Origin of the sequence: Mesorhizobium sp. M2A.F.Ca.ET.043.05.1.1 (assembly GCF_003952445.1) — a bacterium.
Lineage (GTDB): Bacteria > Pseudomonadota > Alphaproteobacteria > Rhizobiales > Rhizobiaceae > Mesorhizobium.
The window spans coordinates 2,578,147-2,604,227 of sequence record NZ_CP034446.1; the positions used below are offsets into that span (position 1 = coordinate 2,578,147).

Genomic DNA, 26,081 nt, shown 5'->3' on the forward strand with positions numbered 1-26,081 from the left:
ATGTCCGCGCCAAGCCTCAGCTTCGACGACCGCCCGCGCACCGACTTCCGGCGCACGGCCTTTGCCGGCTACGCGGCGATCGCGCTGCTGGTCGGCGGCTTCGGCACTTGGGCAGCGAGCGCGCCGCTGGCGGGCGCCGTGATCACGCAGGGCACGATCGCGGCGACCGGCGGCAACATCCTGATCCAGCATCGCGAGGGTGGCATCATCAGGCAATTGCTGGCGCATGAAGGCGACCGCGTGCGCGAAGGACAGGAGCTCATCCTGCTCGACCGGACCGCCCCGGAGGCCGAGCTCAACCGGCTGACCCGCCAGTGGATCGCGCTGAAGGCGAATGCCGCGCGGCTGGAGGCCGAGCGCGACGGGCTGGACCGGCTTGCGCCCATCGCCGAGCCCGCGCCGGCGCCGTTCCAGCTGGAGTTCCAGAACCTGATCCGCGAACAGCAGAAAGAGTTCGACGCAAGGCTCGCGCGCTTCCGCTCGGAGCAGTCGATCCTGGCGCAGCGCGTCGCCATGCATCGCGAGTCGGTCAAGGGCCTGAACGCGCAGAAGGCGGCCATCGAGCAGCAGACCGAAGTGGTGAAGAAGGAGCTCGGCATCAAGACCGATCTTCTCAGCAAGGGCCTCACCAACCGCACGGAATATTCGCAGCTGCTGCGCTCGGAGGCCGACCTTGTCGGTCAGGCCGGCGCGCTGGAGGCGTACCTTGCCTCCGCCAACACGCAGATCGCGGAGGCCGAAGCGCAGACCGAGCGCGCCAGCACGCAGCGCGTCGAGGAGGCGCTGACCAAGCTCGACGACGTGCGCACCAACCTCGCCGACATCGAGGAGCAGATGCGCGCCGCGCAAGCCGTGCTGAAGCGCACGACGATCACCGCGCCGGCGGCGGGCATTGTCGTGTCCTCCACCTATAATTCGCAAGGCAGCGTGGTCGCGCCCGGCGAGAAGATCATGGAGATCCTGCCCACGTCATCGGGCCTGGTGGTGGACGCAAAGCTCAGGCCGAGGGACATCGACCAGGTGCATGTCGGCCAGAAGGCGAAGCTCAGGCTGTCGGCGCTCAACGCGCGGCTCACGCCAGAGGTGCCGGCCACGGTGAGCGAGATCTCAGCCGACCGGCTGATCGACGAAACCACCCACGAGCCCTATTTCCGAGCCAGGCTGAAGATCGCCGATGCCCTGCCGCCCGGCGTGAAGCGAGAACAGCTTTACCCCGGCGCCCCGGTCGACACCTTCATCAGCACCGGCGACCGGACCTTCTTCGAATATCTGGTGCGGCCGATGATGGATTCCTTCGCGCGGGCATTTGCGGAAAGGTAAAGGCGGGCGGTTACCGGCGGTCGTTTACGGTATTGCTTCGCTGGAGCGGCAGGCCCTACGTCCCGGGGCATCGGCGTTGGGCAGACGGCCTATTCCAGAAACATCAGGGCCGTGGCCAGGAATCCCATCCCGAAGCAAGACGCCATCGAATAGGCGATCATCCCGGCAGCCACATAGTCGCCCCCGCCCGACGACAGATGGCTGCCGAGCGTGCCGAAAGCCAGGAGCCAGCACGCCACGGCCAACCCGATGATCGCCCCGATGGCGAGGTTCTTGACGACAAAGAGCACCAGTGGAGGCATGAGCGCTGCTCCCAAAGAGCATTTCGCGGCGGCCCACGGCTTGCGGCCTCGTGAGCCGGCTGCTGTCACTCAACGCCGGGACAGGCATCTGGTTGCTCCTCCCGCCTGTTTTCGCTCCTGACCGGTTCGAACGCCGGCTTGCCTGCTGCACGGGGTTTCGGCCAAGGGCGCGAGCCGCCAGCCTCATTCCCGCCCGCGCTTTCATGCGGGATCTGCGAAGCGGCGCCGCGATCCTATCGCCGGCCGCTTCGCCGGCGAAGGCGAAGTGATCGCGCTCGGCTTCGCTCGAGCGCGCTCCGGCGCCTGTTGGCAAAGGAGGATATTTCAACTGAGAGACCGCCAGATTCCACGGCAATTTCGACGCCCGCACCAACGCTGGCTCCCCCGATCATGGGCGACAAGTCGGCCATCGACGACGCGAAATGGTCGCGCCGCAAAGGATGGAGACAACGATGACGACTTTGGAACGGACCACTTATGAAACCGGCCGCGCGAGCCCCGGTCTGATCGGCTTTGCCGGTCGTGCGCTCAGACTTTCCTATCGTGCAATGAGGATGCGCAGCGACCGCGCCGCCTTACAGGCAATGCCCGACTTTCTGCTCAAGGACATGGGCATCGCACGCTCGGAAATCGACCGCTACACCTCCATTCGCTTCGCTGCCTCCCAAGCGGAGAAGATGGATATCCGCAACGCCGGATGACAGGGCGACGCCGATCGCGGCCAACGCCGTTGATAGACCCCGGGCGCCTCCAACGCTCGGGGTTCTTTCGTTCCGGCGCGTTCGGTTCAGGCGCGGGGTCAGTTTGTTTCAAACGATACGTCCATGCCAATTTCCACGGTGGGCGTATGGAAAATTCCACGGTCGCATCCACTCTCGTTCAAACGCTCCAACGGCAAACAGAGGCCGTCACGGCAACCAAGCCGCAAAACAACCTTTGGAGATGATGATGCAACCCAACACCAAACCTGCACGGCTTCCTCTCAATGGCGTCGACACGCCGAACCTGATGGCGACGATCAATTTCGTCGCCGGGCAGCCGGAGCTCGCCAAGTTCCAGTTCCGCGCCCACAATGAGTGGATCGAGGGCACGCACAGCAAGACCGTCATGCATGGCTTCTTCGGCGCCGGCAACGAGCAGAAGCACGAGAAGCCGCATTATGCCGACGCCGACCATCCGGCGATTCTGTGCGGCGCCGACAATGCGCCGACCCCGGTCGAGTGGCTTCTGCACGGACTGGCTGGCTGCCTGATGGCCGGCGTCGCCAACATCGCCGCCGCGCGCGGCATCAAGCTCACCAAGGTGAAGTGCTCGGTGGACGGCGACATCGACCTGCGCGGCATCCTCGGCATCTCCGATGAGGTCCGCAACGGCTTCCAGAACATCCATGTGTCGTTCGAGATCGAAGGCGACGCGCCGGCCGAAAAGCTCCAGCAGCTGGTCGAGCAGTCGCGTGCCCGTTCGGCCGTCTTCGACGTGCTGACCAAAGGCGTGCCGGTCACCGTCGGCATCAAGAGCATCCAGTAAGCCGACAGGCGGTCCGGAACTGTCCGGGCCGCTTCCCTCTCCTCGGACGGAACTGAACCATGAGACGCGCGGTCGTCATCATCGGCGCGGGCCAGGCCGGCCTTGCGCTCAGCCATTGCCTCAGCCAGGCCGGCATCGACCATGCCGTGCTGGAGCGCGGGCGCATCGGCGAGCGCTGGCGCTCGCAGAGCTGGCGCTCGCTTCGGCTGCTCACGCCGAACTGGCTGAATGCGCTCCCCGCCTCACCCTACAAGGGCGGCGATCCGGACGGCTTCATGAGCAAAGGGGCGTTCGTGGAAAGCCTGGAGCGCTACGCCTGGCAATGGCATGCGCCCGTCGAGACCAATGTCGAGGTCATCGCCGCCAAGCGGACCAGCGACGGCTTTGGCCTGCGTACCAGCGCCGGCGACTGGTCGGCCCGCGCGGTCGTCGTGGCGACGGGGCATTGCGACCGGCCGGTCATCCCGTTTGGAGCCGAAACCATTCGCGGACCGCTGAGTATCCACGCTTCGCATTATCGCTCGCCCGGCGAGCTGCCGAGCGGCGGCGTGCTGGTCGTCGGCGCATCATCCTCCGGCGTACAGATCGCCGACGAGCTCGCCCGCGCCGGGCGCCGCGTGGTGCTTTCGGTCGGCAAGCATACGCGGCTGCCCAGAACATGGCGCGGCCACGACATCTTCTTCTGGCTCTGCGCGATGGGTCTGATGGCGCAGCGCCCCGAAGACCTCGCCAATCCGGAAGGCGCCCGGCGCCAGCCATCGCTGCAGCTCGCCGGCCGGCCCGACAGGGCCGATGTCGATCTCGCCACGCTGCAGGCGCTCGGCGTGGAACTGACCGGGCGGGTGCGCGACGTCGGCGACCGGGAGATCGGCTTCGCCGGCGATCTTGGGGCACACATCGCGGCAGCCGAAGCCAAGCAGGCGCGCCTGCTCGGCCAGATCGACCGGTTCGCGGGTGTGGCGACACCATACCGGCCCGAGCCGGTGGTGATGCCGGCAGCCTCCGCGGAGCGGCTGTCACTGACCGACGGATCGGTCCGAACCATCATCTGGGCGACCGGCTATGCGCGCTCGTTCGGCTGGCTGGATCCGCTGGCGCTCGGCGGCGATGGCGAGCTCGCGCATCAGGGCGGCGTCACCAGCGTGCCCGGCCTCTACGCGCTCGGCTTCCGCTTCCTGCGCAAGCGCGATTCCAACTTCATCGGCGGCGTCGGCGCGGATGCCGAGGCGATCGCCTCCGAAATCTCCCGTCATCTCGGCCGAAACGGCCGCAAGGCCGCCTGAGGACGACGACCATGGCAATCAATCCCATCTCCCTCATGGCCTCCCCCAGGCGCGGCCATTACGATGCGATCATCGTTGGCGCTCGTTGCGCAGGCGCCGCGACCGCGATGCTGCTCGCCCGCGCGGGCCTAAAGGTGCTGGCGATCGACCGCAAGCCCTATGGCTCGGACACGCTGTCGACACATGCGCTGATGCGGCCCGCGGTGCTGCAATTGTGGCGCTGGGGCCTGCTCGAGCCGTTGCTCGAGGCCGGGACGCCGCTGATCGAGACGACGACGTTCCACTATGGCGACGACGAGATCACCATCCCGCTTGCCTCCGGTTCGGACCTACCCGGCCTGATCGCGCCGCGGCGCACGGTGCTCGACCGCATCCTGGTCGACGCGGCGCGCAAGGCCGGCGCGGAGATCCTGCACGAAGTCGCGGTCGGCGACCTCTTCGCCGACACACGCGGGCGGGTACGCGGCGTCGAGATCCGCGCTGCCGGGCGCGCATCGCTCAGGGTCAGCGCCGATATCGTGGTCGGCGCCGACGGCATCGGCTCGCTGGTGGCAAAATGCGTCGACGCCCAGCCCTTGCGGCGCGGCGCAGTGTCCGCCGCCCATGTCTATGGCTATGCGCCGGCCGAGCCGGGCGCCGGCTATCACTGGTACTTCCGCGACGGGATCGCCGGCTCCTTCATCCCGACCAATGACGGCCTCGCCTGCATTGTCGCCTCGGTGCCGACCGGCCTGTTCGACCAGCGCTTCCGCCTCGGCCATGCGCGTGCCCGCATGGATGTGCTCGAAGCGCTTTCGCCGGCTCTTGCCGCACAGGCGGCCCGCGCGCCGAAGGACACTCGCCTGCAGGTGTTCCGCGGTGTGCCGGGCTATATCCGCCAGCCGCACGGCCCCGGCTGGGCGCTGGTGGGCGACGCCGGCTTCTTCCGCGACCCGATCACCTCGCACGGCATTTCCGATGCGCTGCGCGACGCCGAGGGCCTGGCGCGCGCCATCCTCGACGGCTCGGAGGCGGCATTCGCGATCTGGCAGCAGCAGCGCGACCTGATCGCCAACCAGATCCTGGATACCACCGACGCGATCGCCGGCTTCGAATGGACGCTCGACGATCTCGGCGGGCGTCATCGCCGCTTCAGCGCGGTGCTGAAGGCTGAGGTGCAGGCGCTGGCAGGCCAGCCCATGCCTGGCCGTCGGGCACCCTTCCCTGCATCGCGGCCGACGGCGCACCGTGCGCCGGCCAATCAGGACGAGCCGCCGGTTTCGGCCGGCTCCAATCTCAATCGCAACCGAACCGGAGCAAGGCCATGACTTTGCATTCGATAAAGGATGGGCATGTGATGAAGGACGGCTGGGTCGGTGTCACCAAGGGACGGCCAAAGGTGGGCGCCTTTGCCGAGCGCTCGCGGCGCACCCAACCGCAGGATATCGACGCCTTCGCCGAGATGACCGGCGACCGTAACCCCTTGCATTACGACAAGGCACTGGCCGAGGCCTCGGTGTTCGGCAAGCTCATCGTGCAGGGCGGCGTCACCTCCGGGATCCTGAACGCGGTGGTGGCGGAAGACCTCCCCGGCCCCGGTTCGGTGTTCCTTGAAGTCTCGTGGAAATTCGTCAAGGCGGTCGGCGTCGGCGAACTGATCACCGGCCGCGTCGAGGTCAAGGAGGTGCGCGCCGATAAGCCGATCACGAAGCTGGAGACGTCGGTGCGCAACGAAGCCGGCGAGCTTTGCCTCACCGGCACCGCGACGGTGTTCACCGTGCCGCTCGCCAAGGGTTGAGGACTTCGCGTATCCGCTTACCTGCCCGCCGTCTCGGCGATGAAAGCGCGAACGTGGTCTATGAACTCCTCGAAGGCGGGTTCGCCTTCGAGCAGGATGTGGTTCTGGCTCTCGAGCTCGATGAAACGCGCGCCGGGAATGCCCGCGGCCATGGTGCGCCCGGATTCGACGGGAGCGACGTTGTCGTCGCGCGCGTGCAGCACCAGCGTCGGCACCTTCACCTTTTCCAGCAAATCGCTGACGTCGATCACTGAAAAGGCGCTCTGCAGGCGCCAGGCATCGTCGGGCGAGACAGTACGCAGCATCAGATCGTCCATCCAGGCGAAATGCTCGTGGGTGGCGCCGGGGATGAACATGGAGCAGAAGGCCTGGCGGAACATCGGGTTCGGCTTGCCCCAGCTCTCGCGCATCAGCGTCGCCACGGCCTCGCGTGTCGCGATCTCGCCGGCGTCGCCCCGCGCCCGCCAGCCTTTGACGTAACCGCCATAGAGGATCATGCCCGATACTTTCTCGGGATGACGGATGGCGTAGGCGATCGAGACCGCGCAGCTCTGCGACAGGCCGAGCAATGTGAAGCGGTCGAGCCCTGTCGCCTCGACCACGCGTTCGAGGTCGGACACCATGGTCTCGAACGAGATGTCGACGACCTGCCGCTGCGACAAGCCGTTGCAGCGTTCGTCATAGCGCACCAGCCGATTGTGGCGCGACAGTTCACGCATCCAGTGCCGCCAGATCGGGCTGTCCCAGTCGAAAGTGAGATGCGACATCCAGTGCGCGGCGCGCAGGATCACCGAGCCGCTGCCGGTGCTGGCATAGGCGAGCCTGGTGCCGTCGAGAGCCCGGCAGAATTGCACTGCGCGGCCGGGATCCTGCGGTAACGCAGCGGGTTTCGACGGCTGCTGCGGCGTGGGGAGAGCAGACTGCGGCGCGCGGCCGGTTGCCTGAGCGGCAGCCGACCGAACCTTCTCCTCCAGCGCCTCGGTCTCGGCGGCGAGGCCGGCGTCGTCCGGCAGGAGGCGGCGCAAGCGCCGGGCGAAGGGCAGCGCCCGTCGCGGCTCACCTGGCAGACGCTCGACCAGCTCGCGCAGGATGCCAAGCTCGACGATCTCCACCTCGCTGGCGATGGCCTGTCGCCAGGCTTCATAGTCGAAGCAGCGCTCGAGCGAGAGGTCGGCGAGAAAGCCGCCGCGGATCGAGGCCAGGACGGCTTCAAGCTCGTCGGTCGAGTGTGAAGAAAGGTCAGCCTTCACCAGCGGCGCCAGCTGCGCATAGTCCGTCGCGATGTTCAGTACGACGGCGTTGCGGTCGGCGCTCAAAGCGGATTCGTCGGCGGCCAGCACCTGGCGGATCTTGGAGAGGCTCCAGCGCAAGGCGCCGCGCGGGTCGTCGGGAATGTCCCAGAATATCTCGCATAACCGCTCGCGCTGATGCTGTCTGCCGGTGACGCCGAGGTAAGCAAGCAGCGCCCGCGTCTTGCGCGACGGCGGCAGGTCCAGCGGCTGGCCATCGCGCGTGACCTGAAAATCGCCAAGCACGCGCAGCTCCAGCCTGTGCTGAGGGCCGTTCATGCGTTCACGCGCTTGTCGATCGCCATGGTCCCCTTCGGCCGAGGCCGCCGCTGCGAAGGGCAGCCAATAGCAAAAATGGCTAATTTAGGAAAGCTTGGCGGTTCAGGCAGCAGCAGCTTCAATCGTGAGAGCCTGAGGCGCGCCAGGCGCCGCGCCGGGTTGTGAAAGGCTTCCAGGCCGGCCTCGACCAGGAAGGCCAAGGTCATCAACTCGATCAGGAATTCGTCGGCCGCGTCGAAAGTGGCGCGTGAGCCGGCAGCGAGATGCTTGAGCAGAGCGCGAGCTTCCTCGACCGCATCGGCGCTGCCGGTGTCGATCAACGCTTCGAGCCTGGTGAAGCAGTTCATGTCGATTCTCTCCGCCCCGCCAAGGCGATAGATCGACTTGGCGGCGGAGACATCCACATATGTTAAGCGAGCTGCTTTGGGGCCTGCTCACGCCTTGGATGGAACCGCCCTTGGCTTGATGACCGTTGCCAGCACGACACCGACGACGATGAAGGCCGCGCCGACCAGGTCGTAGTCATGCAGGCTCTCGCCGAGCAGCAGATAGGCGAGGATAGCGACGAACAGCGTCTGCAGATAGAGCAGCATGCTTGCCCGGCTGGCGCCCAGCGTCTCGACGCTTTTGTTGTAGAGATAATACATCAGCGCGCCGCCCGGGCCGGCCAGATAAGCGAGCGCGAGCAGGCCATTGCCATTCAGGGCGGAGCGCTCGTCGTTGAATATCTCCCAGAGATGGAACGGCAGCGCCACCAGCGCGCCGGCGCCGAGCAGGAGGACCACCAACGGCAGAAGCTCGAGACCGAATTTGGACCGGCGCAGCAGCACCGTGTAGAGCGCCCAGCAGAAGGCGCTGCCGACGATCCACAATTCGCCGATGTTGAAGCGCAGTTGCACCAGCGCGCCGATATTGCCATGCGCGACGATGACCAGCATGCCGGCAAGTGCCGCAACCGCGCCGAGCGCTTTCCAGAGGCCGAGCGGTTCGCCCAGCACCAGGCGCGCCAGCACCATGGTCATGATCGGCGACATCGCCATGATGATGCCGGCCGTGGTCGCGTCGGTGTCGTTCAGTCCACGATAGATCATGCCCTGGCAAAACGTCAGGCCGATCGCGCCGACGGCGACGATCTCAAGAGGCCGGGATTTGAGAAGCGCCAGCATGGCGCCGTGATGGCGGTGGACGATCGGCAACAGGATGGCGCAGGCGAGCAAGAGCCGCCAGAAGCACAAGCCCCAGGGCGGCATTTCCGGCGCGACCCATTTGGCCGCGATATAGACGCCGGCCGACAGCAGCCAGCACAAGACGGCGGTCGGATAACCGCCCAGGGCGGGTATCGCGGCAGGTTGCTCTGCCGGATGCGCAATCGGTATCGCCTGCATCGCATGCCCCCCGTTCGATGAACGTCAGCCCGGACGTAAGCGGCAGTCTACCTCATCCCGGGCTTGTTCCCTATGGCCGGTGATGGAGGACCACCGTCCAAAAATCAGTGCGATGTGTCACCGGCCGGATGCAGACGATCCCAGGCCGAGCCGACGCGGCCGTGGAATTGCGATGCGAAGCGTTCGGCCTCGATGTCTTCGAGGCCGTCGTCGACCAGCGCCTCGATGCTTCGCCGCAATAGAGCGAGTTGCATCTGCCGCGCATGACTCCTGTCGGTTTCGCGCATGATGGCCGTGACGTGATAGGCCACGACCGGCTGGCCGAGACAGGAGAGAAGCGCTCCCGACCCCGCCGTCGCCGCAGTGACTGCTTCCTCTATATTCATGCCGGCGCTCCTCATCAAAGATGCTCGGCGCCTCCCCGGCAGATGGCGGCGATGGCGCCGCTTCTTTTCTCATTCCGGCGTCGCGAGACCATGGCTCGCGGCCAGACTCAGTATCCTCCAGAACACTATTGAAGGCGACCGGATAGTTAATTGATGGTTAACGCGAACGGTCGCATCTTAGACGTTCGGCCTCGTCAAAACACATCGGTCAGTGGCCGGGAATGTTGCGCTCGGCCGATGGCGCGAGGCTCTGCGAACCAGGCACCGAAACCGGCGCGCCGTGAAGCACCCAGTCGGCGGCGATCTGGCCGATGACCGGGGCGAGCTGGATGCCGTAGCCGCCGGCGCCGGCGGCGGTGATCAGCGTGGGCTCCGAGGCATCGATCGGCCCGACAAACGGGCGATGGTCGGCCGTCACCGGATAAAGGCCCGCCCAGCCCCGGCCGAGCCGCGCGCCAGGCAGGTCGGGCACACGTTCCAGAAGCAGCTCGGCCAGATCGACCTTCGACTGCTCCTCGCACTGGTCGTTGTAATTGTCGGGATCTTCCGGCGCGATCGACTTCACCTTGTGGATCTCGGCGATCAGCTCGCCCGGTTTTTCGTGGCGGAAATTGAGGCCGCTGCCTTCGCCGTCCACCAGGTCCATCACCATCGGCATGGTGTAGCCGAGCGGCTCGTCGAGATGGATGACGACGGCTTCGTGGCGCTCTGGCCAGATGTGCAGGCGCTGGCCGAAAAGCGCTGCGACCTGCGGCGCCCAGGCGCCGCCCGCATTGATCACGACATCGCAATCCATCGGGCCATGACTGGTCTCCAGCGTATAGCCGCCCGACCGCCGTTCTACGCCAAGCAGCTTGCGGTACTGGCGGATCTCGCCGCCCTTGGCGCGCACGATGCCGGCCAGGAAATTGCACATTTCGTGCGGATCGAGGAAGCCGTTGTCGGGTCCGAACAACCCGCCTTCGAGGCCATCGGGATTGATATGGGGCACGAGGTCCCGGAGCTCGTTGGCGCGGACCAGGCGCGACCTTAAGCCCGCCTCGGACTGGATCTCGACCGATCTCGCGAACAGCGCCATCTGCGCTTGCGTGCGCGCCAGCCGCAGATAGCCGATATGGTTGAAGCGAAGCCCCTCGGCCTCCCATTGGCGGAACCGGCGCAGCGAATGGACGCGCAGCATGATCTCGAACGGATCGGTCAGCTGCGATCCGACGACGCCGACGGACCGGCCGCTCGACCCCGACGCGATCGACTGCGCTTCGAGCACGGTGACGCGCGCGCCCTGCTCGACGAGGTTAAGCGCCGTGCACATGCCCAGCGTGCCTGCGCCGATCACCACGACATGAGGAGAAGCTGTCATCTGCGGCCTGCTTTCACGACTGCGCGGCGATGTCGCCCAGGGTCTCATCGATCGCTTGAAGGATGGCGCCGGCATCCGCCGCGGTCATCGGCGTCGACAGCGCGAACAGGCCGTAGCTGGCCGACAGCACGCCGCGGCCAAGCAGGCCCTTGTGGAAGGCGTCGGATTTTTTGCGCTCGCCCTGGCCCGGATAGACGGACCGGTAATCCGTGACGGGGTGCGAGGTGAAATGAACCTTGAACAGCGAGCCGAGGCCGACACATTGGCCGGCAAGACCGTGCTTTTCGAATGAGGCAGCGACGCCTTGGCGCAGCAACGCGCCCAGCTGATCGAGATGGGCGAAGCTCTCCTTCGTCAGCGCCCGCATAGAGGCAAGGCCGGCGCGCATCGTCACCGGATTGGCGGTGAAGGTGCCGCCATGCGGAAGCGCCGGCTTGCCGGCGGTCGGATCGAACACCGCCATGATATCGGCGCGCCCGCCCACCGCGCCGACCGGAAAACCGCCGCCGATGATTTTTCCGAGCGCCGTCAGGTCGGGCTCGATGCCCCACAGGCCTTGCGCGCCGGACCATCCCAGGCGAAACGAGATGACCTCGTCGAAGATGACCAGCGCGCCCGCCGCATGGGCGATCTCGACCATGGCCTGAAGGTAATCCCGGCGCGCCGGAATGAGGCCGGCGCGGTTGGGCATCGGGTCGATCAGCACGGCCGCGATGCCGTCGCCCTCGGCGGCAAAGACGGCGCGCAAGGCCTCGGTGTCGTTGAAGGGCACGGCGATCACGTCGTCCAGCACGCCGCGCGGCGTGCCCTTGGCGTAAGCCGTCGACCTCGGCAGGTCACCCCAATTGGCCGGCGAGGAATCCAGGCTCACTTCGGCGAAATCATAGGAGCCGTGATAGGCGCCCTCGATCTTGACGATCTTCGGCCGCAAGGTGAAGGCGCGCGCGGCCTTGATCGCCATCATCACGCCCTCCGTGCCGGAGTTGGTGAAGCGGACCTGATCGACCGAGGGCAGCCGCTCGACCAGGAGCTCGGCAAGCTCGATCTCGCTCAGCGTCGGGGCGCCGAAGGCGGTGCCAAGCGGCAGCTGCCCGGCCACGGCCGCGGTGACGTCGGGATGGGCATAGCCATGGATCATCGCGGTGAAATTGTTGATGCAGTCGTAATAGGCATTGCCGTCGACATCCCAGACCCTGCAGCCCTCCCCGCGTTCGGCATAGATCGGGAACGGGTCGATAAAGACCGTGGTGCGCGTGTTGCCGCCCGGCATCACCTTCCTGGCGCGCTCGAACAGGGCTTTCGATCCGGGCATGGCGTCGGGATAATGCGGCATGGCTCTCCGAGGCGATTTCGACGGCTGAAACAGCGGCGCAATGGCCGCTCGTCACGAAGCTACGGTTCGTTTGCGCGCCGGCGCAATCGGCCAGGCCGGGCATGCGAGGCGACCAGCGCGTGAATGCGAAGCATGATCTCGCTTTGAGCGTCCGACGCTGGTCAACGGCCGTCGACAAGTTCCACATCGGAACGACCAGGCTCGACATCTAGTCCATTTGGATGATGCTACGTACGTCGAAAGACGTATCCGGTATAAAATGGCGAAGCAATTCTAAACAAGGCAATTTTTTCACGGTTGTTTATTCACTTCAACTTGAGGCAGACTGTTACAAGGAAAAATCTCAATCTACGCACGCGCAGTCACTTTGGCGTGTTTCTTGAGCACCGCGAGGAGTGCCTAGCAAACAGAGAACCCTGGCCAGTGACACTCACACATGGATCTTACGAGGAGTTCGACACGCGCCCGGCATGGGTTCGCTTCAGCGTGCGCCACTGGAGGTGGAGCGCCGTTCCGGTATGCATCCTCCTCCTGGCGGCGATATCTCCCCCAGACAACGGCGCCGAAATGCAGCAGCAGATCGTTGCGGCGCGGAGTGAACTGGCGTCGACAAAGGCCCAGTTGGACCTAAGCCAGCACGCCGAGCGTACGGCGAGCGCGCAGGCAAAGGTGTTGGCCGGCACTTCCGCGGAGCAAGCAAAAGCCTTGAATGAGGCGAACCAGAGCAACGAGGCCCTCAAACTCGATCTGGAGGCGGCGCAGCGCGTCATCGAAGGCCTGAAAGCACAAGCCATTTCCTCGAACGAAGCACGCAACGCCATGGAAGCGTCCCTGGCCGAGGCGAACCAATCGCTCGCCGATGAGCGGCACAAGGTGGAGCAATCCGAGCAAGAACTCGCCATGGCCCGCCAGGCCGCCGACGCCGAAAAGAAACGCGCAGATTTGGCCGTGGCCGAGCGAGCCACCGACCTCCAGCTGGCGGTCGCTGCCGCAAAGCATGCCAACGAAGCATTGGACCTGGAACGTGCCCGCGCGGTTTCGGCCGCAAGCGATCTCGACGGTGCCCGTCGGGAAAGAGACGTGGCAAAGCAGGCATCCGCCGACTTGAGCGCAGCATTGGAGCAAGCGCGTCAAAAACTGATCGATATGTCCGTTGCCCTTACCGCTGCGCGAAAGGCGATCGACCTGGTCAACGCGCAAGGTGCGCGTCGCACAGCACAAATAGAGCGCGCACCCAGCACGCGTTCCACCGCAGTTTCCCTTACCGGCCAGGATGGCAAACTTGTCGGTCAAACAGGCTTGCAGGGCAAAAGCAAAGCGAAGATGGCAGGATCACCGAAACGGGATCTGGCGGCGACGACGATTAGGCTCCCCGACGCCTTGCTGCCGCTCCCACCTCAATGACCATCGCCAGGAACACAATTGGGTTAACACGAACGCATGCCGCAGGAGGGTCCCGAAATGGGCAAATACGTGGCAGTCGCCATGATGATCGCAGTCGCTACCGGACCGGCGGCGGCCCTTGATATCGGTGGTGGCGGCAAGATCGGCGGCGTTGGCGTTGGCGCTGGAGTGGGCGCCGGATCGCAAGGTGTTTCCGCAGGGGTGGGGGCAAGTGTCGGCGGTGCGGGCGGCGCAAGTGTTGGCGCGTCAGCGGGCACAGGAGGCGTGAGCGTTGGTGCGTCAGTGAGCGCAGGTGGGACGAGTGTCGGCGCGTCCGCGAACGCTGACACAGGGTCAGTCGGCGCGGGCGTTTCGGTTGGCAGTGCTTCTCCAGGCGGCGTAAGCGCAGGCGTTTCCACAGGGACCGCCACGTCAGGCACCACGGACGCCGCGCCCCCCGACGACCCCGCCGTTTTCTCTGCCAAAAGCGCAAAAACCGCGGTCAGCCTGCCATCCGTCCTCAAGCCTTCCCGTACAGGTGGCGGCGGGCGGTTTGCGGCGGGCTATCCCTTTGCGCCCCTGCTGAAAGCGATGCCGGGCACGCCGACCAATGTCGTGAGCGCGTGCCGTGCGGCGATCGTAGCGGCCGCGAGGCCCCTTGGCGCTGTGCGCGTATACGCGGTCAGCGCCGGTCCGATGCGCCAACGCAAAGCCGGTCAGGCGGCGCCGATCGAGGTGCGGATAAATTATGCGCTCCCAGGTGGCATCCAGGTGCGGCAAGCGAAAGTCATCTGTCACCTCGATGCGACGAGAAAGGTGATCGCGGTAACGTAGCAACCGGCCGTCAATGGCCTGGAACACCGGTGGAGTTGCCCGCTTTACCGAGATCGTCCACAGGGCCTGCTACTTGGCACTGCTACCGGCAACGTCATTCGCCACTGTCCGGTTCGGGTGCCTGAGATGGGTCGGCGTGATGCCGGTCTGCTGGCGGAAGACGCGGCTGAAATGGCCGGCATTGGGGAAGCCGCAGCGATAGGCGATCTCGCCGATGGCGAGGTCGCTGCCTTCCAGCAGCGATTTGGCGTAGTGCACCCGCAGCGCCAGGTAGGCGGCCATCGGGCCGATGCCGAGCTCGGCGCCGAACAGGCGCTCGAGCTGGCGGCGCGAGCAGTTCATCCTGGCGGCGATCTCGGCGACCGAGAGTGTCTCCTGCAAATTGCTTTCCATCAGGAGCAGCGCCCGCTTCACCGCGCGGCTCGCGGCGGCCGGAAAAAGGTCGCCGACCGGCTGCACGTCGCGGCTGGAGCGGATGCGGTCGAGCACCAGGATCTTGGCCGCCTTCTCCGCCGCCTTCTGGCCGATGAACTGCGAGACGAAATAGCCGGCGAGGTCGGCCGCACCCGTGCCGCCGGCGCAGGTGGCGCGGCCCCTGTCGACGGAATAGAGGCTGTCGGCATGGGCGCTCACATCGGGGAACTCGGCGCGGAAATCCTTGATGTGGAACCAGCTCACGGCGGCGCTGTAGCCGTCGAGCAGGCCGTAGCGCGCCAAAACGAAGCTGCCGGTGCAGAGCGCGGTGAGCGGCACGCCCTTTTCGGCGGCGCGCATCAGGAACGCCTCCTTTTCCGAACTCAGCCCGCGGCTGGTGTCGAGCAGGCCGCCGACCACCACGACATTGTCGAAATCCTCCGGATTGCCGATCGCCTTGGTCGGCAGCAATTCAACGCCGCAGCTGGCGCGGATCGGCAGGCCGCGCTCGCCGACGATCTCCCAGTCGAACTCGACCCGGCGGCTGCGGTCGCCCTCGTCGCCCGCCAGCCGCAGCGTGTCGATGAACAGCGACAGCGGCGAGAGCGTGAAATCGCGCACCAGGAGAAATGCGAACTTCTTGGCCATCTGCTTCCGGGATCGTCCATCGTTCGGCCGCAGCTTATGCGGAAATGCTTGCTGCGAGCCCTCTGAATACGACGTGCATGAGGTCGCAACACTACCCGCCCGAGCCGGCTGGAATGCTCTAGCGTCGCTCGGCGGCGCGGCTCAGCAAGGTGATAACGAAGCGCCCCAGGACGATCCCTGCGACGCCCGCCGCCGCCTTGAGCAGGCCATCGACAAAACGCGCGTGCCGGCCAGGGTCGAACAGTTGCAGGACCTCGAGAACGCCGGCCACCGCGCAAACGAACAGCACGGTCTGCGTCACGCGGGACGGGAACCCGAGCGCCAGGGCCACCCCCAGCAGGACGTAGGCCAAGGCGCGCTCGATGTTGGGGTCGCTCAAGCGTGGCCGCAGTTCGATGGGCGACAGCGTCGCAAAGGTGATGAGAGCCAGCAGGGCGAGCGCGGCGAGACGGGAAATGGAGGTCATGCCCGCTCTTACAGGCCGCAGGCCGCGATAACAATATTGCCGGCGCCCGGCCGCGGCTTGGTCCGCCCACACCGGCGGCGCCATGCCTTCCCGGCGATGCCGTCAGGCCGGGACGGCATCAGCGCCCTTGCCCGGCAGCGGGCGTCCGAAATCCTTCCCGCCGTTCAGCGATGCTCGATATGCCATCGGCGACTTGCCGTTGACGCGTTTGAAGGCGTTGCTGAAGGCGCTTTCGGAGGTGTAGCCGAGCGTGCGGGCGACGACGGCCACTGGCGTCCGCTCCTCGCGCAAGGCGCGCTCGGCAAGGCGCATGCGCCATTCGGTCAGATAGGCCAGCGGCGCGATGCCGGCGACCGTCCTGAAATGGACGGCGAACGAGGTGCGCGACATGGCGCAGGCTTTCGCCAGCTCCTCCAGATGCCAGGCGCGCGCCGGGTCGCCATGCATCAGGCGCAGCGCCGGCGCGATGCGCGGCTCGGCCAGCGCCTTGAGCCAGCCGGCGGGCATCAGGCTCGCCCTGTCGAGATGCGAGCGCAGGATCTCGATGAAGAGCAGTTGAGTCAGCTGCGCTGAGGCGAGCTGCGCGCCGGGCTGGCCGGCGTCCCTTTCTTCGATCAGCCGGTCGAGCAGCCAGCGGAAGATAGCCGCCTGAGGGGACGCCGCGCGCGTGTGGATCCATGGCGGCAATAGATCCGCCAGCAGCCCGCCGCGCGACGGATCGAGCAGGACATGGCCGCCGATATGGGCGAATTCCGAGCCGTCGCCGAGCGTCACCAGCGTGCGGCCGGCGCCGGTGAACAGGCTCATCGCGTCGACCGGTGGAACGCTTGGGTCGCTGGCGAGCACGAAGCCGCGCCGCGCCGCCAGCAGCCCGACATCGCCTGTCTCGAAGCGGAAGGGATTTGGCTCGCCTTCGAGGGTGACCCAGCAGCTGCCCTTCACCACGGCGAAGAACTTGATCCTGTCGCGGCCCGGGAAGCTGATCGCCCACGGGCCGCCGGCGGAGAAGCCACCCGTGACGACCGCCTCGGCATTGGTAAGCGTGAGAACATCGGAGAAGGGATCGACCGTCATTTCCGTACTCTCGCGCAGGAAACGCGGGTTTTCAAGCATTCACAGTTCAGAAGCGCCGTCCTACCTAGCGCCCATCCGACGCATCGCCATCGCATGCGGCGCTCCATTCCAGACCCAGAGGCATCAAATGACCGACAAACTCGTCCTGGTGACCGGCGGCACCGGCTTCATCGCGCAATATTGCATGCTGGCCCTGCTGAACGCGGGCTACGGCGTGCGCACGACCATCCGCTCGCCAGGGCGGGAAGCGGAGGTGCGCGCGCATCTCGAGGTCGGCGGCGTCGATGCGGGCGACCGCCTCTCCTTCGTCATCGCCGATCTCACCGACGACCACGGATGGGCGGAAGCGGCGGCCGGATGCGACTATGTGATGCATGGCGCCTCGCCGACGCCTTCCGGCGACCAGACCCGCGAGGAGGATTGGATCGGGCCCGCCGTCAACGGCAATCTTCGGGTGCTCAGCGCCTCGCGCGACGCCGGCGTCAAGCGCGTGGTGCTGACATCGGCCTTCGGCGCGATCGGCGTCGGCCACAAGCCGGATCACCGGAGGCCCTTCGACGAAACCGACTGGAGCGACCTGACCGGCAATGTCGCGCCCTACCAGAAATCGAAGACGCTTTCCGAGCGCGCCGCCTGGGATTTCGTGGCGCGTGAAGGCAACGGGCTGGAGCTGGCGGCGATTAATCCGGTCGCCGTCTACGGGCCGGTGCTGGGCGCCGACTATTCGCACTCGATCAGGCTGATCGCCAACATGCTGGAGGGCCAGCCGGGATGCCTCAATGTCAGTTCCTGCTGCGTCGACGTGCGCGACGTGGCGGACCTGCATCTGCGCGCCATGACCGATCCGGCCGCCAAGGGCGAACGCTTCCTCGCAACCGTGGGCGAAAGCATGTGGATGGTCGAGATCGCCGAACTGCTGCGGCAGCGGCTGGGCAAGGCCGCCGAAAAAGTGTCGACGCAGGTGTGGCCCGACGAGCAGGTGCGCATCGCCGCCGAAACCAACGCGCAGCTCAAGGGCGTGGTGCCGCTGCTCCACTACGACATGAGCGCGACGGGCAGGAAGGCCGAGCGCCTGCTGGGCTGGACGCCCCGCTCGCGCGAGGAGGCGATCATATCCTGCGCCGAGAGCCTGATCCGGCTTGGCCTGCTGCGCGGCTGAGCTTCCTTGAACGGCGCGCTGGGCCGGTGCATGTTGCCCCCGCGCGCTTTCGGCGAACCGCCTGGAGCCGCGATCCTCGGACGAAACCAGCGGAGCCATCGGGCGATGACGACCATCCATCAATTCGCCGTGTCGGAGGGGCAGGAATGGGTGCTGCCGGCCGATGACGACGCCTACGAGGAATTCTTCAGCCTCGATGGACGCTCGCTCAAGGGCTGGAAGCCGCCTGTGATGCGGCGCGTCGAGGAAGGCGAGCGGCTCTATTCCGACTTCCCGTGGCTCGGCGAGCATGCGCCGCTGTTGCGCCGGCCGGCCGTCGAGGCGCTGGCGGCGGCGTTGCGGCCTTATGGCGAGCTTGTCGCGCTGCGCGGCGAGGAAGTCTGGCTGCTCAACGTCACCCATGTGATCGACGCGCTGGACGAGGCGCGCTCGCAGATCGTGCGCTTCGACGGCGGCGACATATTGGCGATCGAGCGCTACGCCTTCGATGAGAGGAAGATCGGGACAGCGGAAGTGTTCAGGCTGCCGATGCGGGCTTCCCCGGTCTTCGTCAATGACGTGTTCGTCGAGCGGGTGCGCAAGGCCGGGTTGCGCAATGTGTCGTTCGCGCCGGTATGGACATCCGGAACGGCGGTCGATTGAGGCGAATAACAGTTTTGCGGTTTGCGGCGGAGACGGGGGGAAGGTACTGGCCGCGACGCCCTGGCCCGGCCGCTGGGCGCATCTGGAGCATGGCTCTGGCCCAACCCGCACATGCATGAACGGGATGGCCATTATAACCAGACGCTTTATAACGGTCGCTGACAAAGCGATCACCAAGGGGAGACGATGCGTTACATACGTCCGCTTTCAATCGAAGATGCCGTTGGCGAGCTCGCCAAGGCGGTAGGACCGGCCGCCATCCTGGCCGGGGGCAGCGACTTGCTGGTGAGGATGAAGGGCGGCTTCATCGAGCCCGAGCTGATCGTCGACATCAAGCGCATAGGCGGCCTGGCCGACATCACCGAGACGGCTGACGGATTCCGCATCGGCGCCGCCGTGCCCTGCGCGGTGCTGGGCGAGAACAAGGCGGTGCGCAAGGCGTGGCCGGGCGTGGTCGAGGCGGCGAACCTGATCGGCTCCAAGCAGGTGCAGGGCCGCTGCACCATCACCGGCAATCTGTGCAACGCCTCGCCCGCCGCGGACAGCGTGCCGGCGCTGGTCGCCGCCGGCGCCAAGGCGGTCGTCGCCGGGCCTTCGGGCAAGCGCACCATTGCCGTGGAGACCGTGCCGACGGGACCGGGCCGCACCTCGCTCGCCAAGGGCGAGATCATCGAGGCGATCCTGCTCGACAAGCGTCCTGACCATGCGGGCGACGCCTATCTGCGCTTCATTCCGCGCACCGAAATGGACATCGCGGTGGTGAGCGCCGGCGTGAACCTGACGCTGGACGATCACGGCGCGATCAAGACCGCCCGCGTGGCGCTGGGCGCTGCGGCGCCGACGGTGCTTCTGGTCGAAGAAGCCGGCCAGGTGCTGGTCGGCTCCAAGCTCGACGAAGCGACGCTGGAGCGGCTGGCGAAGATCTGCTCCGGCGCCTGCCGGCCGATCGACGACAAGCGCGGCACCATCGAATTCAGACGGAAAGTGGCGGGCGTGCTGGCAAGGCGCGTCGCGGCAATCGCCTACAAGCGTGCGGGAGGCAAATAATGGCCGGTGTAGCTGTATCAACCACGATCAACGGCGATGCCGTCGAATATCTCTGCCAGCCCGACGAGACGCTGCTGGAAGTGCTGCGCGATCGCCTCGGCCTGACCGGCGCCAAGGAAGGCTGCGGCACCGGCGACTGCGGCGCCTGCAGTGTCATCGTCGACGGCAGGCTCGTCTGCTCCTGTCTGGTGCTTGGCGCGGAAGCGGAAGGCCGCAAGGTCGAGACCATCGAAGGCATGGCGCATGGCGACCAGCTGCACCCGCTGCAGCAGAAGTTCCTGGAGCATGCGGCGCTGCAATGCGGCGTCTGCACGCCGGGCTTCCTGATCGCGGCCAAGGACCTGCTGGAGAAAAACCCCTCGCCCACCGAGGAGGAAATCCGCTTTGGCCTCGCTGGGAACCTGTGCCGCTGCACCGGTTATGACAAGATCGTGCGCGCCGTCCAGGACGCGGCGAACGTGATGAAGGGAGCCTGATCCATGAATTTCGATCCGCGCTTTTCAGGACGCCAGTTCGCTTCCGTCGGCACGCGCCCGATCCGCCCCGACGGCGTCGACAAGGTGACTGGCCGCGCCCGCTATGGCGCCGACTTCAACATGGCTGGACAGCTGGTGGGCCGAGTGCTGCGCAGCCCCCATGCGCATGCGGTGATCAAGAGCATCGACACGTCCAAGGCGGAAAAGCTCGCCGGCGTGAAGGCGGTGATCACGGCGAAGGACCTGCCGGACCTCACCGACGGCGATGCCGCCATGTACGACATCCTCGACAATTGCATGGCGCGCAAGAAGGCGCTCTATGACGGCCATGCGGTGGCCGCGGTGGCGGCGATCGACGCCCGCATCGCCCGCCAGGCGCTGAAGCTGATCGAGGTCGAGTATGAGGTGCTGCCGCATGTCACCGATGTCGACGAGGCCGCGCACCACCACGCGCCGCTGATCAACGACCAGGTTTATACCGAAGGCCTCGAGGAAAAGCCGGCAAAGCCTTCCAACGTCACCAAGCGCACGCAGTTCGGCCATGGCGATGTCCACAAGGGGTTCGCCGAGGCCGATTTCGTCGTCGAGCGCTCCTTCAAGACCGAGCAGACGCATCAGGGCTATATCGAGCCGCATGCCTGCGTGGCGAGCGTCAATGCCGACGGCACGGCGGATCTCTGGGTCTGCACGCAGGGCCATTTCGTCTACCGCCAGCATTGCGCCCAGCTGCTTGGGCTCGAAGCCTCGAAGCTGCGCGTCACGTCCTCGGAGATCGGCGGCGGCTTCGGCGGCAAGACCCATGTGTGGGCCGAGCCGGTGGCGCTGGCCCTGTCGCGCAAGGCCGGCCGTCCCGTAAAATTGGTGATGACCCGCGACGAAGTGTTCCGCGCGTCGGGCCCGACCAGCGCCACCTCGATCGACGTCAAGATCGGCGCCAAGAAGGACGGCACCATCACTGCCGCGGAAGCGACGCTGCGCTATAGCTCCGGCCCCTATGCCGGCTCCTGGGCCGAGATCGGCGCCATGACGGCCTTCGCCTGCTACAAGCTCGAGAACGTCAAGACCGTCGGCTACGAGGTGCTGGTCAACCGGCCGAAGACGGCGGCCTATCGCGCGCCCTCGGCGCCGATGGCGGCCTTCGCCGTGGAAAGCGCTGTCGACGAGCTCGCCAAGGAGATCGGCATGGATGCGGTGGACTTCCGCATCAAGAACGCCGCGCAGGAGGGCACCCGCGCCTCCTACGGCCCGGTCTACGGACCGATCGGCATCGGCCCGACGCTGGAGGCGGTGAAGCACCATCCGCACATGAAGGCGCCGCTGAAGGAAAACCAGGGGCGCGGCATGGCCTGCGGCTTCTGGTTCAATTTCGGCGGCCAGACCTGCACCGACCTCAACATCGGCATGGACGGGTCGGTGTCGCTGGCCGTGGGCACGGTGGATGTCGGCGGCTCCCGCGCCTCGCTGTCGCTGGTGGCGGCGGAGGAGCTCGGCATCGACTACAGCCACGTGAAGGCGATCGTCGCCGACACGTCCTCGCTCGGCTACAACGACATGACCGACGGCAGCCGCGGCACCTTCTCCTCCTCGATGGCGACGATCTCGGCCGCGCGCAACGCGATCAAGATCCTGCGCGAGCGCGCGGCGCAGATGTGGGACGTGCCCGTGGACGACGTCCATTGGGAAAAGGGCCACGCCATCGCCAAGGGCGAGAAATACGGCAACTTGTCGCCGCTGTCGCTGAAGGAGATCGCTGCCGCTTCCGGCAAGACCGGCGGGCCGATCGCCGGCCATAGCGAGCTGGTGGCCGACGGCGCCGGCGTCTCCTTCGCCACGCATATCTGCGACGTCGAGGTCGACCCCGAGACCGGCTCGACCCGGGTGATTCGCTACACGGTGGTGCAGGATGCCGGCAAGGCGGTGCACCCGACCTATGTCGAGGGCCAGTACCAGGGCGGCGCCGCGCAAGGCATCGGCTGGGCGCTCAACGAGGAGTATATCTACGGCAAGGACGGGCGGCTGCAGAATGCGGGCTTCCTCGACTACCGCATCCCGGTCTGCTCCGACCTGCCGATGATCGACACGCAGATCCTGGAAATCCCCAACCCCAACCACCCCTATGGCGTGCGCGGCGTTGGCGAAACCTCGATCGTGCCGCCGCTGGCGGCGATCGCCAACGCGGTGTCGAACGCGGTGGGCGTGCGCATGACCCACATCCCGATGTCGCCGCCGCGCATTCTTGCGGCGCTGGACGCGGAACGGGAAGGCTAAGAGCAATTCCAGGAAAAGTGTCAGCGGTTTTCCGTCCGGAATTGCGGCAAACGAAAAAGGTGCGAAAGGTGCGCAGCAGCTTTCGTCTCACCACGCTGCGCTGTGGGAGTCATCCCTAATGGTCGAAGTCACCCTCTGGGGTTCGCTCAGCGCCGTCGCCGGGGGCAAGGCCAGGCACGAGATCGATGCCAAGGACATCAGGGAGCTGTTCCGCAAGCTGGCGGAACAGTATCCCGGCATCGAGCCCTGGATCGACCGCGGGATCGCGGTGGCGATCGACGGGACGATCTACCGCGACACGTGGAGCAAGGAACTGCCGAAGGACGCGGAGATTTTTCTGCTGCCGCGGTTGGCTGGGGGGTAGCGAGCGAGCGGCCCGCCGCCGCTCGTTTGGCAGATCCCGTGCGGATCCCGCCGCTGTTGCCGCCTAGCGCCTGAGCCCGAAGAAGCTCAGAACGGCGAGAATGACGACCACGAGGCCGACGATATAGATAATGCTGTGCATGGCATGTCCTCCTGTGGAGGATCAACAATTAGCGTGCACTAATGTTCCGCCGGATAGGGCGCGCCCGAAACGTCACCAGCCAGGCGAGGCTCGTATGCTCCTCCCCTCTCGGGCAGGGCCGCTCCCGGACGGACGGTTTACCGGGTTGGCCGGTCTTCGCGCATGACGTTGTAGAGCAGCAGGCCCGCCATCAAGGACACCACGGCGCCCACCATGTCATGGCCGGTCAGCCCGGAGTAATACACGAAAGCAAATGCCAGCTCGGCCATGGCTTCAACCCAGGATGCGAGGGACTTCTCTGGGAGAACCTCCAGGGCGCGCTAATGTTCCTGACGGCCAGCGCCGATCTTCGCCGGCTGCGCCTGGCGCAATTCCAGGAAAAGTGTGAGCGGTTTTCCGTCCGGAAGCGACGCGGACGGCCGCGCAACGCTCAGGCTCCGTCGGTTTTCCCGGAGCCGACGATCGCCGCCAGGATCGCTTCGTATGCGCTTCCGATCTCCTCCTCGATCTCTTCCTCGGAGATGCCCGCTGCCTTTGCATCGGCGAACAGCTTGCTCGTCAGCTCGGCCACCGAGACGATGTCCGCGCCGACCTTGCCGCGCATCACATTATCGGTGATCCATCGGCCAAAGAACGCCGCGCCGCGCTCGCTCATTCGCCCTGCTCTTTCACAAAATGCGCCTCGCGAAGGAGCGCTTCCCAGTCGGTCCCGATCGTCTCGATCAGCTCGCCAGCCTGTTCCTGGGTGATCCCGGTTTCCCTCGCCAGCCGCCCTGAGAGCAATTCGAAGACAGCCTGGTCGCTCTCCCCCAGACTGCCTTCGCGATGTTGCAGCGCCTCGAAGATCACCTCGAAGACGCTGTCGACTTCCTCGTCGATCTCGCCGGCCGCGATGCCTTCGCGCGCGGCAGCCTTCATCATCTCGTCGGCAAGATCGCTCACCGCGACAGGATCGTCCGTCAGCACGTTCGGCAGATGCTCCGCCATCCATTTGTCGAAGAAGTCGATGCCGCGCCTGCTCATGTCGGCTTAAGCGCGCGAGGAACATTAGGTTCCGCTGATGGGGACTGAGGTCCCGCGCGCCGGCGCATTGGTCCCCCGCGTGAAACATAAGCCCGGCCATCTCATTAGGGCTGCGCTGACGAGCAATCAGTCCCTTCATCGTCAGTGGCTGGATCGCCCGCTACTTGCCCCCAGGTGGCGGGCGAACTGACGACAAAGCGCTCAGCCCTTATCGGGCCGGGGATGTTCTCGTGCCTGACGCCGGGCATCTGGAACGCGGCGTTGGACAGTAAAGGAGGCAAGCATGCTCACCACGACATTGGAAACCAGGGTGGCGGGTTTGCAGGACAGGCTGAAAGCAGCCAAGCTCAGCATGGATGACATGCTGGCCTTCCAGAAGGTCGCGGACGTGCTGGACAATGGCCATGGCGGCATTGACCTCGACGACCTGATCGCGCTGTCGTTCGTGGTGGAGGATGAGGATTGAGGGGCTAGACGGGCAGGGCGCGACCTAGTCGCAGCCTGGGCTCGCTGAGCGCCGTCGCCGGCTGGCTGGCTGGGGGGGTGAGTGGGGCCACGCCACCATCGAATTCAATAACGGTTGTTTCGAAACTTTGCGATCTCTTCGCTCACCATGGTTGGTGACAAAGGAGCGAAGTCGAACGCGTCGTAAAGCGGTCTGAGTAGCGAAACCAGCACTTCAGCAAGGTTGTCCTCGATGATGGACGCTCGCGCTTGCCCCTGCATTTTCACTGTGTCGACAAAACACTCGCGTTCATAGCTAAGGTAACGCCAATCAAACAGGGCCGACATCCGTCGACCCTTCAAGCCATCGTATTGAATGCGCACCGAAATCTCGGGGTCCTCACCAAACAACCTAGCAAGGCGCGCAACATAAAGCAGTGTCTCGCCGATGCGCCAAACTGGCATCGTCAAATCGATAGACGTTCCCGGCTCAGCCTTTTCTGTGAAATCCTCGTCGTAAGATCGAACTTCGTAAAGAAAGCCGTCTGGCCGAGCACGCCAAAAATCACAGTGTCGACCATCCCTAGCTTTTTCGCTCGGAGTACCAACCCAGGTCTCGATCACCTCGCCTACGGGTACTGGTCCAATCGGCTTCCGCTCAAGGAGCACAAACGGACCCCATCCGGTCAACCTGACTTCGCTTGCCTTCCGTAGATTCTCCAGCAAACTTCTAAGTCCCGACGCAGGCTCTACACCCAAAATCTGGAACGATTGCTCATAGTGCCCAAGAGGGAAGCGCGCAGGATCATCCTTGGGCAATGGCACCAGACGCATTTTCCAACTGTCCCGCGAGTCGTCTGTGAACTTTAACAGTTCGTCGATCTGCTCCCGCGCCAATGAATCTAGTGAGCGCCCTTGTACGATGCCCCTTATTGCTTCGAGCAGGCTATCCTTGTTAGCGCGTACACATCTGTCGAGGAGTGTTCGCCATTCCTCGGCCGTAAACGGCTCCTCGCTTTTAGGACCTGGCTTTCGGATGTAAACCTTCTGAGCGAGGATTTCTCCGTCGGTACCCTTGGTTGCCATTACTGGAACAATTTGGCCGCCCGGCACAATTACGATCGCATGCTCATTGCCCGATGCTGGATGAGTCAAATGGACCAGGTCGCAGTGAATATGAGGATCCGCGTACTTATTTATTGCCGCATTTATAGCGTCGGCCGTGTACCGGCCAATTTGAGCTGGCCGAGGGTAGGAACCGATAGGAGCGTTGATGCCTTCGCGCATGCCAATGACAATAGTTCCACCTCCATGATTTGCGAGCGCGATGGCAGCCTTGGCGAGTGGCGCTCGACCCGCTGGAACAGCGAGATCGAGCCAAGACTTGAATTCTGTTGCGAGTGTCTCGTTTTGAAGTTGAAATAATTGTTTAAGGTCTTCTATCGTTGCCACTGCAA

Annotated in this window: 29 protein-coding genes; 15 read left to right on the top strand and 14 right to left on the bottom strand. The window is 65.4% G+C overall.

The annotated features are described in order from the left end of the window. A complete protein-coding gene (locus EJ069_RS12680; protein WP_126061569.1) occupies nucleotides 1-1,320 on the top strand; it encodes an HlyD family type I secretion periplasmic adaptor subunit in 1,320 nt (439 codons plus the stop codon). A gap of 89 nt (nucleotides 1,321-1,409) precedes the next feature. Here EJ069_RS12680 and EJ069_RS12685 read toward each other — a convergent pair whose 3' ends face one another. Further along, nucleotides 1,410-1,622, bottom strand: a complete 213-nt coding sequence (locus tag EJ069_RS12685) for a hypothetical protein (RefSeq protein ID WP_126061570.1) — start codon at nucleotides 1,620-1,622, stop codon at nucleotides 1,410-1,412. Between the two features lie 452 nt (nucleotides 1,623-2,074). Between EJ069_RS12685 and EJ069_RS12690 the strand changes: the two genes are divergently transcribed. The 5 genes from EJ069_RS12690 (at nucleotide 2,075) to EJ069_RS12710 (ending at nucleotide 6,209) form a co-directional block, all read left to right on the top strand. Continuing rightward, nucleotides 2,075-2,323: a DUF1127 domain-containing protein gene (locus EJ069_RS12690; protein WP_189476323.1), complete on the top strand. Its 249-nt coding sequence runs from the start codon at nucleotides 2,075-2,077 to the stop codon at nucleotides 2,321-2,323. Between the two features lie 247 nt (nucleotides 2,324-2,570). After that, on the top strand, nucleotides 2,571-3,149 hold the full coding sequence (locus EJ069_RS12695; protein WP_245456530.1) for an OsmC family protein: 579 nt from the start codon (nucleotides 2,571-2,573) through the stop codon (nucleotides 3,147-3,149). 59 nt (nucleotides 3,150-3,208) lie between these two features. Continuing rightward, nucleotides 3,209-4,432: an NAD(P)/FAD-dependent oxidoreductase gene (locus EJ069_RS12700; RefSeq protein WP_126061573.1), complete on the top strand. Its 1,224-nt coding sequence runs from the start codon at nucleotides 3,209-3,211 to the stop codon at nucleotides 4,430-4,432. An 11-nt stretch (nucleotides 4,433-4,443) separates the two neighbouring features. Next, a complete protein-coding gene (locus tag EJ069_RS12705) occupies nucleotides 4,444-5,739 on the top strand; it encodes an NAD(P)/FAD-dependent oxidoreductase (protein ID WP_126061574.1) in 1,296 nt (431 codons plus the stop codon). After that, entirely contained in the window at nucleotides 5,736-6,209 is a 474-nt protein-coding gene (locus EJ069_RS12710) for a MaoC family dehydratase (protein ID WP_245456531.1), read from the top strand. The genes EJ069_RS12705 and EJ069_RS12710 overlap by 4 nt, the downstream gene beginning before the upstream one ends. Nucleotides 6,210-6,226: 17 nt before the next feature. Here EJ069_RS12710 and EJ069_RS33270 read toward each other — a convergent pair whose 3' ends face one another. The 6 genes from EJ069_RS33270 to EJ069_RS12740 form a co-directional block, all read right to left on the bottom strand. Beyond that, on the bottom strand, nucleotides 6,227-7,777 hold the full coding sequence (locus EJ069_RS33270; RefSeq protein WP_245456532.1) for an alpha/beta fold hydrolase: 1,551 nt from the start codon (nucleotides 7,775-7,777) through the stop codon (nucleotides 6,227-6,229). Next, nucleotides 7,774-8,097, bottom strand: a complete 324-nt coding sequence (locus EJ069_RS12720; protein WP_189476326.1) for a hypothetical protein — start codon at nucleotides 8,095-8,097, stop codon at nucleotides 7,774-7,776. The genes EJ069_RS33270 and EJ069_RS12720 overlap by 4 nt, the downstream gene beginning before the upstream one ends. Before the next feature lie 114 nt (nucleotides 8,098-8,211). Then, nucleotides 8,212-9,162 carry an EamA family transporter gene (locus EJ069_RS12725; RefSeq protein ID WP_126061575.1) on the bottom strand — a complete coding sequence of 317 codons (951 nt, stop codon included), beginning with the start codon at nucleotides 9,160-9,162 and terminating at the stop codon, nucleotides 8,212-8,214. 104 nt (nucleotides 9,163-9,266) lie between these two features. Further along, entirely contained in the window at nucleotides 9,267-9,548 is a 282-nt protein-coding gene (locus EJ069_RS12730) for a hypothetical protein (protein WP_245456533.1), read from the bottom strand. Between the two features lie 208 nt (nucleotides 9,549-9,756). Beyond that, entirely contained in the window at nucleotides 9,757-10,908 is a 1,152-nt protein-coding gene (locus EJ069_RS12735; RefSeq protein ID WP_189476329.1) for an FAD-binding oxidoreductase, read from the bottom strand. 13 nt (nucleotides 10,909-10,921) lie between these two features. After that, on the bottom strand, nucleotides 10,922-12,241 hold the full coding sequence (locus tag EJ069_RS12740) for an aspartate aminotransferase family protein (protein WP_126061578.1): 1,320 nt from the start codon (nucleotides 12,239-12,241) through the stop codon (nucleotides 10,922-10,924). A gap of 567 nt (nucleotides 12,242-12,808) precedes the next feature. On the opposite strand from EJ069_RS12740, the gene EJ069_RS12745 reads away from it, so the two are divergent. Both EJ069_RS12745 and EJ069_RS12750 read left to right on the top strand, forming a co-directional pair. Then, nucleotides 12,809-13,645, top strand: coding sequence for a hypothetical protein (locus tag EJ069_RS12745; protein WP_126061579.1), 837 nt, complete (start codon nucleotides 12,809-12,811; stop codon nucleotides 13,643-13,645). A 57-nt stretch (nucleotides 13,646-13,702) separates the two neighbouring features. Then, a complete protein-coding gene (locus tag EJ069_RS12750) occupies nucleotides 13,703-14,458 on the top strand; it encodes a hypothetical protein (RefSeq protein WP_126061580.1) in 756 nt (251 codons plus the stop codon). A 69-nt stretch (nucleotides 14,459-14,527) separates the two neighbouring features. On the opposite strand, the gene EJ069_RS12755 is transcribed toward EJ069_RS12750, so the two are convergent. The 3 genes from EJ069_RS12755 to EJ069_RS12765 all read right to left on the bottom strand — a co-directional run bounded on the left by EJ069_RS12755 (nucleotide 14,528) and on the right by EJ069_RS12765 (nucleotide 17,060). Beyond that, nucleotides 14,528-15,520 (bottom strand): GlxA family transcriptional regulator, encoded by a 993-nt coding sequence (locus EJ069_RS12755; protein WP_126061581.1) that lies wholly within the window; start codon nucleotides 15,518-15,520, stop codon nucleotides 14,528-14,530. A gap of 118 nt (nucleotides 15,521-15,638) precedes the next feature. Beyond that, a complete protein-coding gene (locus tag EJ069_RS12760; protein WP_126061582.1) occupies nucleotides 15,639-15,986 on the bottom strand; it encodes a VanZ family protein in 348 nt (115 codons plus the stop codon). 102 nt (nucleotides 15,987-16,088) lie between these two features. Continuing rightward, entirely contained in the window at nucleotides 16,089-17,060 is a 972-nt protein-coding gene (locus EJ069_RS12765; protein ID WP_189476332.1) for an AraC family transcriptional regulator, read from the bottom strand. Nucleotides 17,061-17,187: 127 nt separating this feature from the next. On the opposite strand from EJ069_RS12765, the gene EJ069_RS12770 reads away from it, so the two are divergent. From EJ069_RS12770 to EJ069_RS12795, 6 genes are all read left to right on the top strand, one after another. Continuing rightward, nucleotides 17,188-18,219 (top strand): aldehyde reductase, encoded by a 1,032-nt coding sequence (locus tag EJ069_RS12770; protein WP_126061584.1) that lies wholly within the window; start codon nucleotides 17,188-17,190, stop codon nucleotides 18,217-18,219. A gap of 105 nt (nucleotides 18,220-18,324) precedes the next feature. Next, entirely contained in the window at nucleotides 18,325-18,861 is a 537-nt protein-coding gene (locus EJ069_RS12775) for a DUF1629 domain-containing protein (RefSeq protein ID WP_126061585.1), read from the top strand. Between the two features lie 186 nt (nucleotides 18,862-19,047). After that, nucleotides 19,048-19,908, top strand: coding sequence for a xanthine dehydrogenase family protein subunit M (locus EJ069_RS12780; protein WP_126061586.1), 861 nt, complete (start codon nucleotides 19,048-19,050; stop codon nucleotides 19,906-19,908). Beyond that, on the top strand, nucleotides 19,908-20,384 hold the full coding sequence (locus EJ069_RS12785; protein WP_042639662.1) for a (2Fe-2S)-binding protein: 477 nt from the start codon (nucleotides 19,908-19,910) through the stop codon (nucleotides 20,382-20,384). The genes EJ069_RS12780 and EJ069_RS12785 overlap by 1 nt, the downstream gene beginning before the upstream one ends. A gap of 3 nt (nucleotides 20,385-20,387) precedes the next feature. Continuing rightward, complete coding sequence (locus tag EJ069_RS12790; protein ID WP_126061587.1) at nucleotides 20,388-22,652, top strand: xanthine dehydrogenase family protein molybdopterin-binding subunit; 2,265 nt, start codon at nucleotides 20,388-20,390, stop codon at nucleotides 22,650-22,652. Between the two features lie 118 nt (nucleotides 22,653-22,770). Beyond that, on the top strand, nucleotides 22,771-23,016 hold the full coding sequence (locus tag EJ069_RS12795; RefSeq protein ID WP_126061588.1) for a MoaD/ThiS family protein: 246 nt from the start codon (nucleotides 22,771-22,773) through the stop codon (nucleotides 23,014-23,016). A 278-nt stretch (nucleotides 23,017-23,294) separates the two neighbouring features. Here the strand turns inward: EJ069_RS12795 and EJ069_RS33745 are convergent, their stop codons facing one another. The 3 genes from EJ069_RS33745 to EJ069_RS33275 form a co-directional block, all read right to left on the bottom strand. Next, complete coding sequence (locus tag EJ069_RS33745) at nucleotides 23,295-23,426, bottom strand: hypothetical protein (RefSeq protein WP_281060069.1); 132 nt, start codon at nucleotides 23,424-23,426, stop codon at nucleotides 23,295-23,297. Between the two features lie 161 nt (nucleotides 23,427-23,587). Next, nucleotides 23,588-23,812: a DUF768 domain-containing protein gene (locus tag EJ069_RS12805; RefSeq protein WP_126061589.1), complete on the bottom strand. Its 225-nt coding sequence runs from the start codon at nucleotides 23,810-23,812 to the stop codon at nucleotides 23,588-23,590. Then, a complete protein-coding gene (locus EJ069_RS33275) occupies nucleotides 23,809-24,180 on the bottom strand; it encodes a hypothetical protein (RefSeq protein WP_245456534.1) in 372 nt (123 codons plus the stop codon). The genes EJ069_RS12805 and EJ069_RS33275 overlap by 4 nt, the downstream gene beginning before the upstream one ends. Before the next feature lie 283 nt (nucleotides 24,181-24,463). Between EJ069_RS33275 and EJ069_RS12815 the strand changes: the two genes are divergently transcribed. After that, nucleotides 24,464-24,646, top strand: coding sequence for a hypothetical protein (locus tag EJ069_RS12815; protein ID WP_126061590.1), 183 nt, complete (start codon nucleotides 24,464-24,466; stop codon nucleotides 24,644-24,646). A 104-nt stretch (nucleotides 24,647-24,750) separates the two neighbouring features. On the opposite strand, the gene EJ069_RS12820 is transcribed toward EJ069_RS12815, so the two are convergent. Then, the gene (locus tag EJ069_RS12820) at nucleotides 24,751-26,076 is read right to left on the bottom strand and encodes an ATP-binding protein (RefSeq protein ID WP_126061591.1); all 1,326 of its coding nucleotides are present in this window, start codon (nucleotides 26,074-26,076) and stop codon (nucleotides 24,751-24,753) included. Between the last annotated feature and the right edge of the window lie 5 nt (nucleotides 26,077-26,081).

Coding starts and splice junctions, on each gene's coding strand:
- EJ069_RS12680 (WP_126061569.1), top strand. CDS start 1: ATGTCCGCGCCAAGCCTCAGCTTCGACGACCGCCCGCGCACCGACTTC.
- EJ069_RS33745 (WP_281060069.1), bottom strand. CDS start 23,426: ATGGCCGAGCTGGCATTTGCTTTCGTGTATTACTCCGGGCTGACCGGC.
- EJ069_RS12805 (WP_126061589.1), bottom strand. CDS start 23,812: ATGAGCGAGCGCGGCGCGGCGTTCTTTGGCCGATGGATCACCGATAAT.
- EJ069_RS12790 (WP_126061587.1), top strand. CDS start 20,388: ATGAATTTCGATCCGCGCTTTTCAGGACGCCAGTTCGCTTCCGTCGGC.
- EJ069_RS12730 (WP_245456533.1), bottom strand. CDS start 9,548: ATGAATATAGAGGAAGCAGTCACTGCGGCGACGGCGGGGTCGGGAGCG.
- EJ069_RS12700 (WP_126061573.1), top strand. CDS start 3,209: ATGAGACGCGCGGTCGTCATCATCGGCGCGGGCCAGGCCGGCCTTGCG.
- EJ069_RS12750 (WP_126061580.1), top strand. CDS start 13,703: ATGGGCAAATACGTGGCAGTCGCCATGATGATCGCAGTCGCTACCGGA.
- EJ069_RS12775 (WP_126061585.1), top strand. CDS start 18,325: ATGACGACCATCCATCAATTCGCCGTGTCGGAGGGGCAGGAATGGGTG.
- EJ069_RS33275 (WP_245456534.1), bottom strand. CDS start 24,180: ATGAGCAGGCGCGGCATCGACTTCTTCGACAAATGGATGGCGGAGCAT.
- EJ069_RS12710 (WP_245456531.1), top strand. CDS start 5,736: ATGACTTTGCATTCGATAAAGGATGGGCATGTGATGAAGGACGGCTGG.
- EJ069_RS12785 (WP_042639662.1), top strand. CDS start 19,908: ATGGCCGGTGTAGCTGTATCAACCACGATCAACGGCGATGCCGTCGAA.
- EJ069_RS12685 (WP_126061570.1), bottom strand. CDS start 1,622: ATGCCTCCACTGGTGCTCTTTGTCGTCAAGAACCTCGCCATCGGGGCG.
- EJ069_RS12760 (WP_126061582.1), bottom strand. CDS start 15,986: ATGACCTCCATTTCCCGTCTCGCCGCGCTCGCCCTGCTGGCTCTCATC.
- EJ069_RS12770 (WP_126061584.1), top strand. CDS start 17,188: ATGACCGACAAACTCGTCCTGGTGACCGGCGGCACCGGCTTCATCGCG.
- EJ069_RS12815 (WP_126061590.1), top strand. CDS start 24,464: ATGCTCACCACGACATTGGAAACCAGGGTGGCGGGTTTGCAGGACAGG.
- EJ069_RS12705 (WP_126061574.1), top strand. CDS start 4,444: ATGGCAATCAATCCCATCTCCCTCATGGCCTCCCCCAGGCGCGGCCAT.
- EJ069_RS12740 (WP_126061578.1), bottom strand. CDS start 12,241: ATGCCGCATTATCCCGACGCCATGCCCGGATCGAAAGCCCTGTTCGAG.
- EJ069_RS12765 (WP_189476332.1), bottom strand. CDS start 17,060: ATGACGGTCGATCCCTTCTCCGATGTTCTCACGCTTACCAATGCCGAG.
- EJ069_RS33270 (WP_245456532.1), bottom strand. CDS start 7,777: ATGAACGGCCCTCAGCACAGGCTGGAGCTGCGCGTGCTTGGCGATTTT.
- EJ069_RS12725 (WP_126061575.1), bottom strand. CDS start 9,162: ATGCAGGCGATACCGATTGCGCATCCGGCAGAGCAACCTGCCGCGATA.
- EJ069_RS12735 (WP_189476329.1), bottom strand. CDS start 10,908: ATGACAGCTTCTCCTCATGTCGTGGTGATCGGCGCAGGCACGCTGGGC.
- EJ069_RS12780 (WP_126061586.1), top strand. CDS start 19,048: ATGCGTTACATACGTCCGCTTTCAATCGAAGATGCCGTTGGCGAGCTC.
- EJ069_RS12695 (WP_245456530.1), top strand. CDS start 2,571: ATGCAACCCAACACCAAACCTGCACGGCTTCCTCTCAATGGCGTCGAC.
- EJ069_RS12755 (WP_126061581.1), bottom strand. CDS start 15,520: ATGGCCAAGAAGTTCGCATTTCTCCTGGTGCGCGATTTCACGCTCTCG.
- EJ069_RS12690 (WP_189476323.1), top strand. CDS start 2,075: ATGACGACTTTGGAACGGACCACTTATGAAACCGGCCGCGCGAGCCCC.
- EJ069_RS12745 (WP_126061579.1), top strand. CDS start 12,809: ATGCAGCAGCAGATCGTTGCGGCGCGGAGTGAACTGGCGTCGACAAAG.
- EJ069_RS12795 (WP_126061588.1), top strand. CDS start 22,771: ATGGTCGAAGTCACCCTCTGGGGTTCGCTCAGCGCCGTCGCCGGGGGC.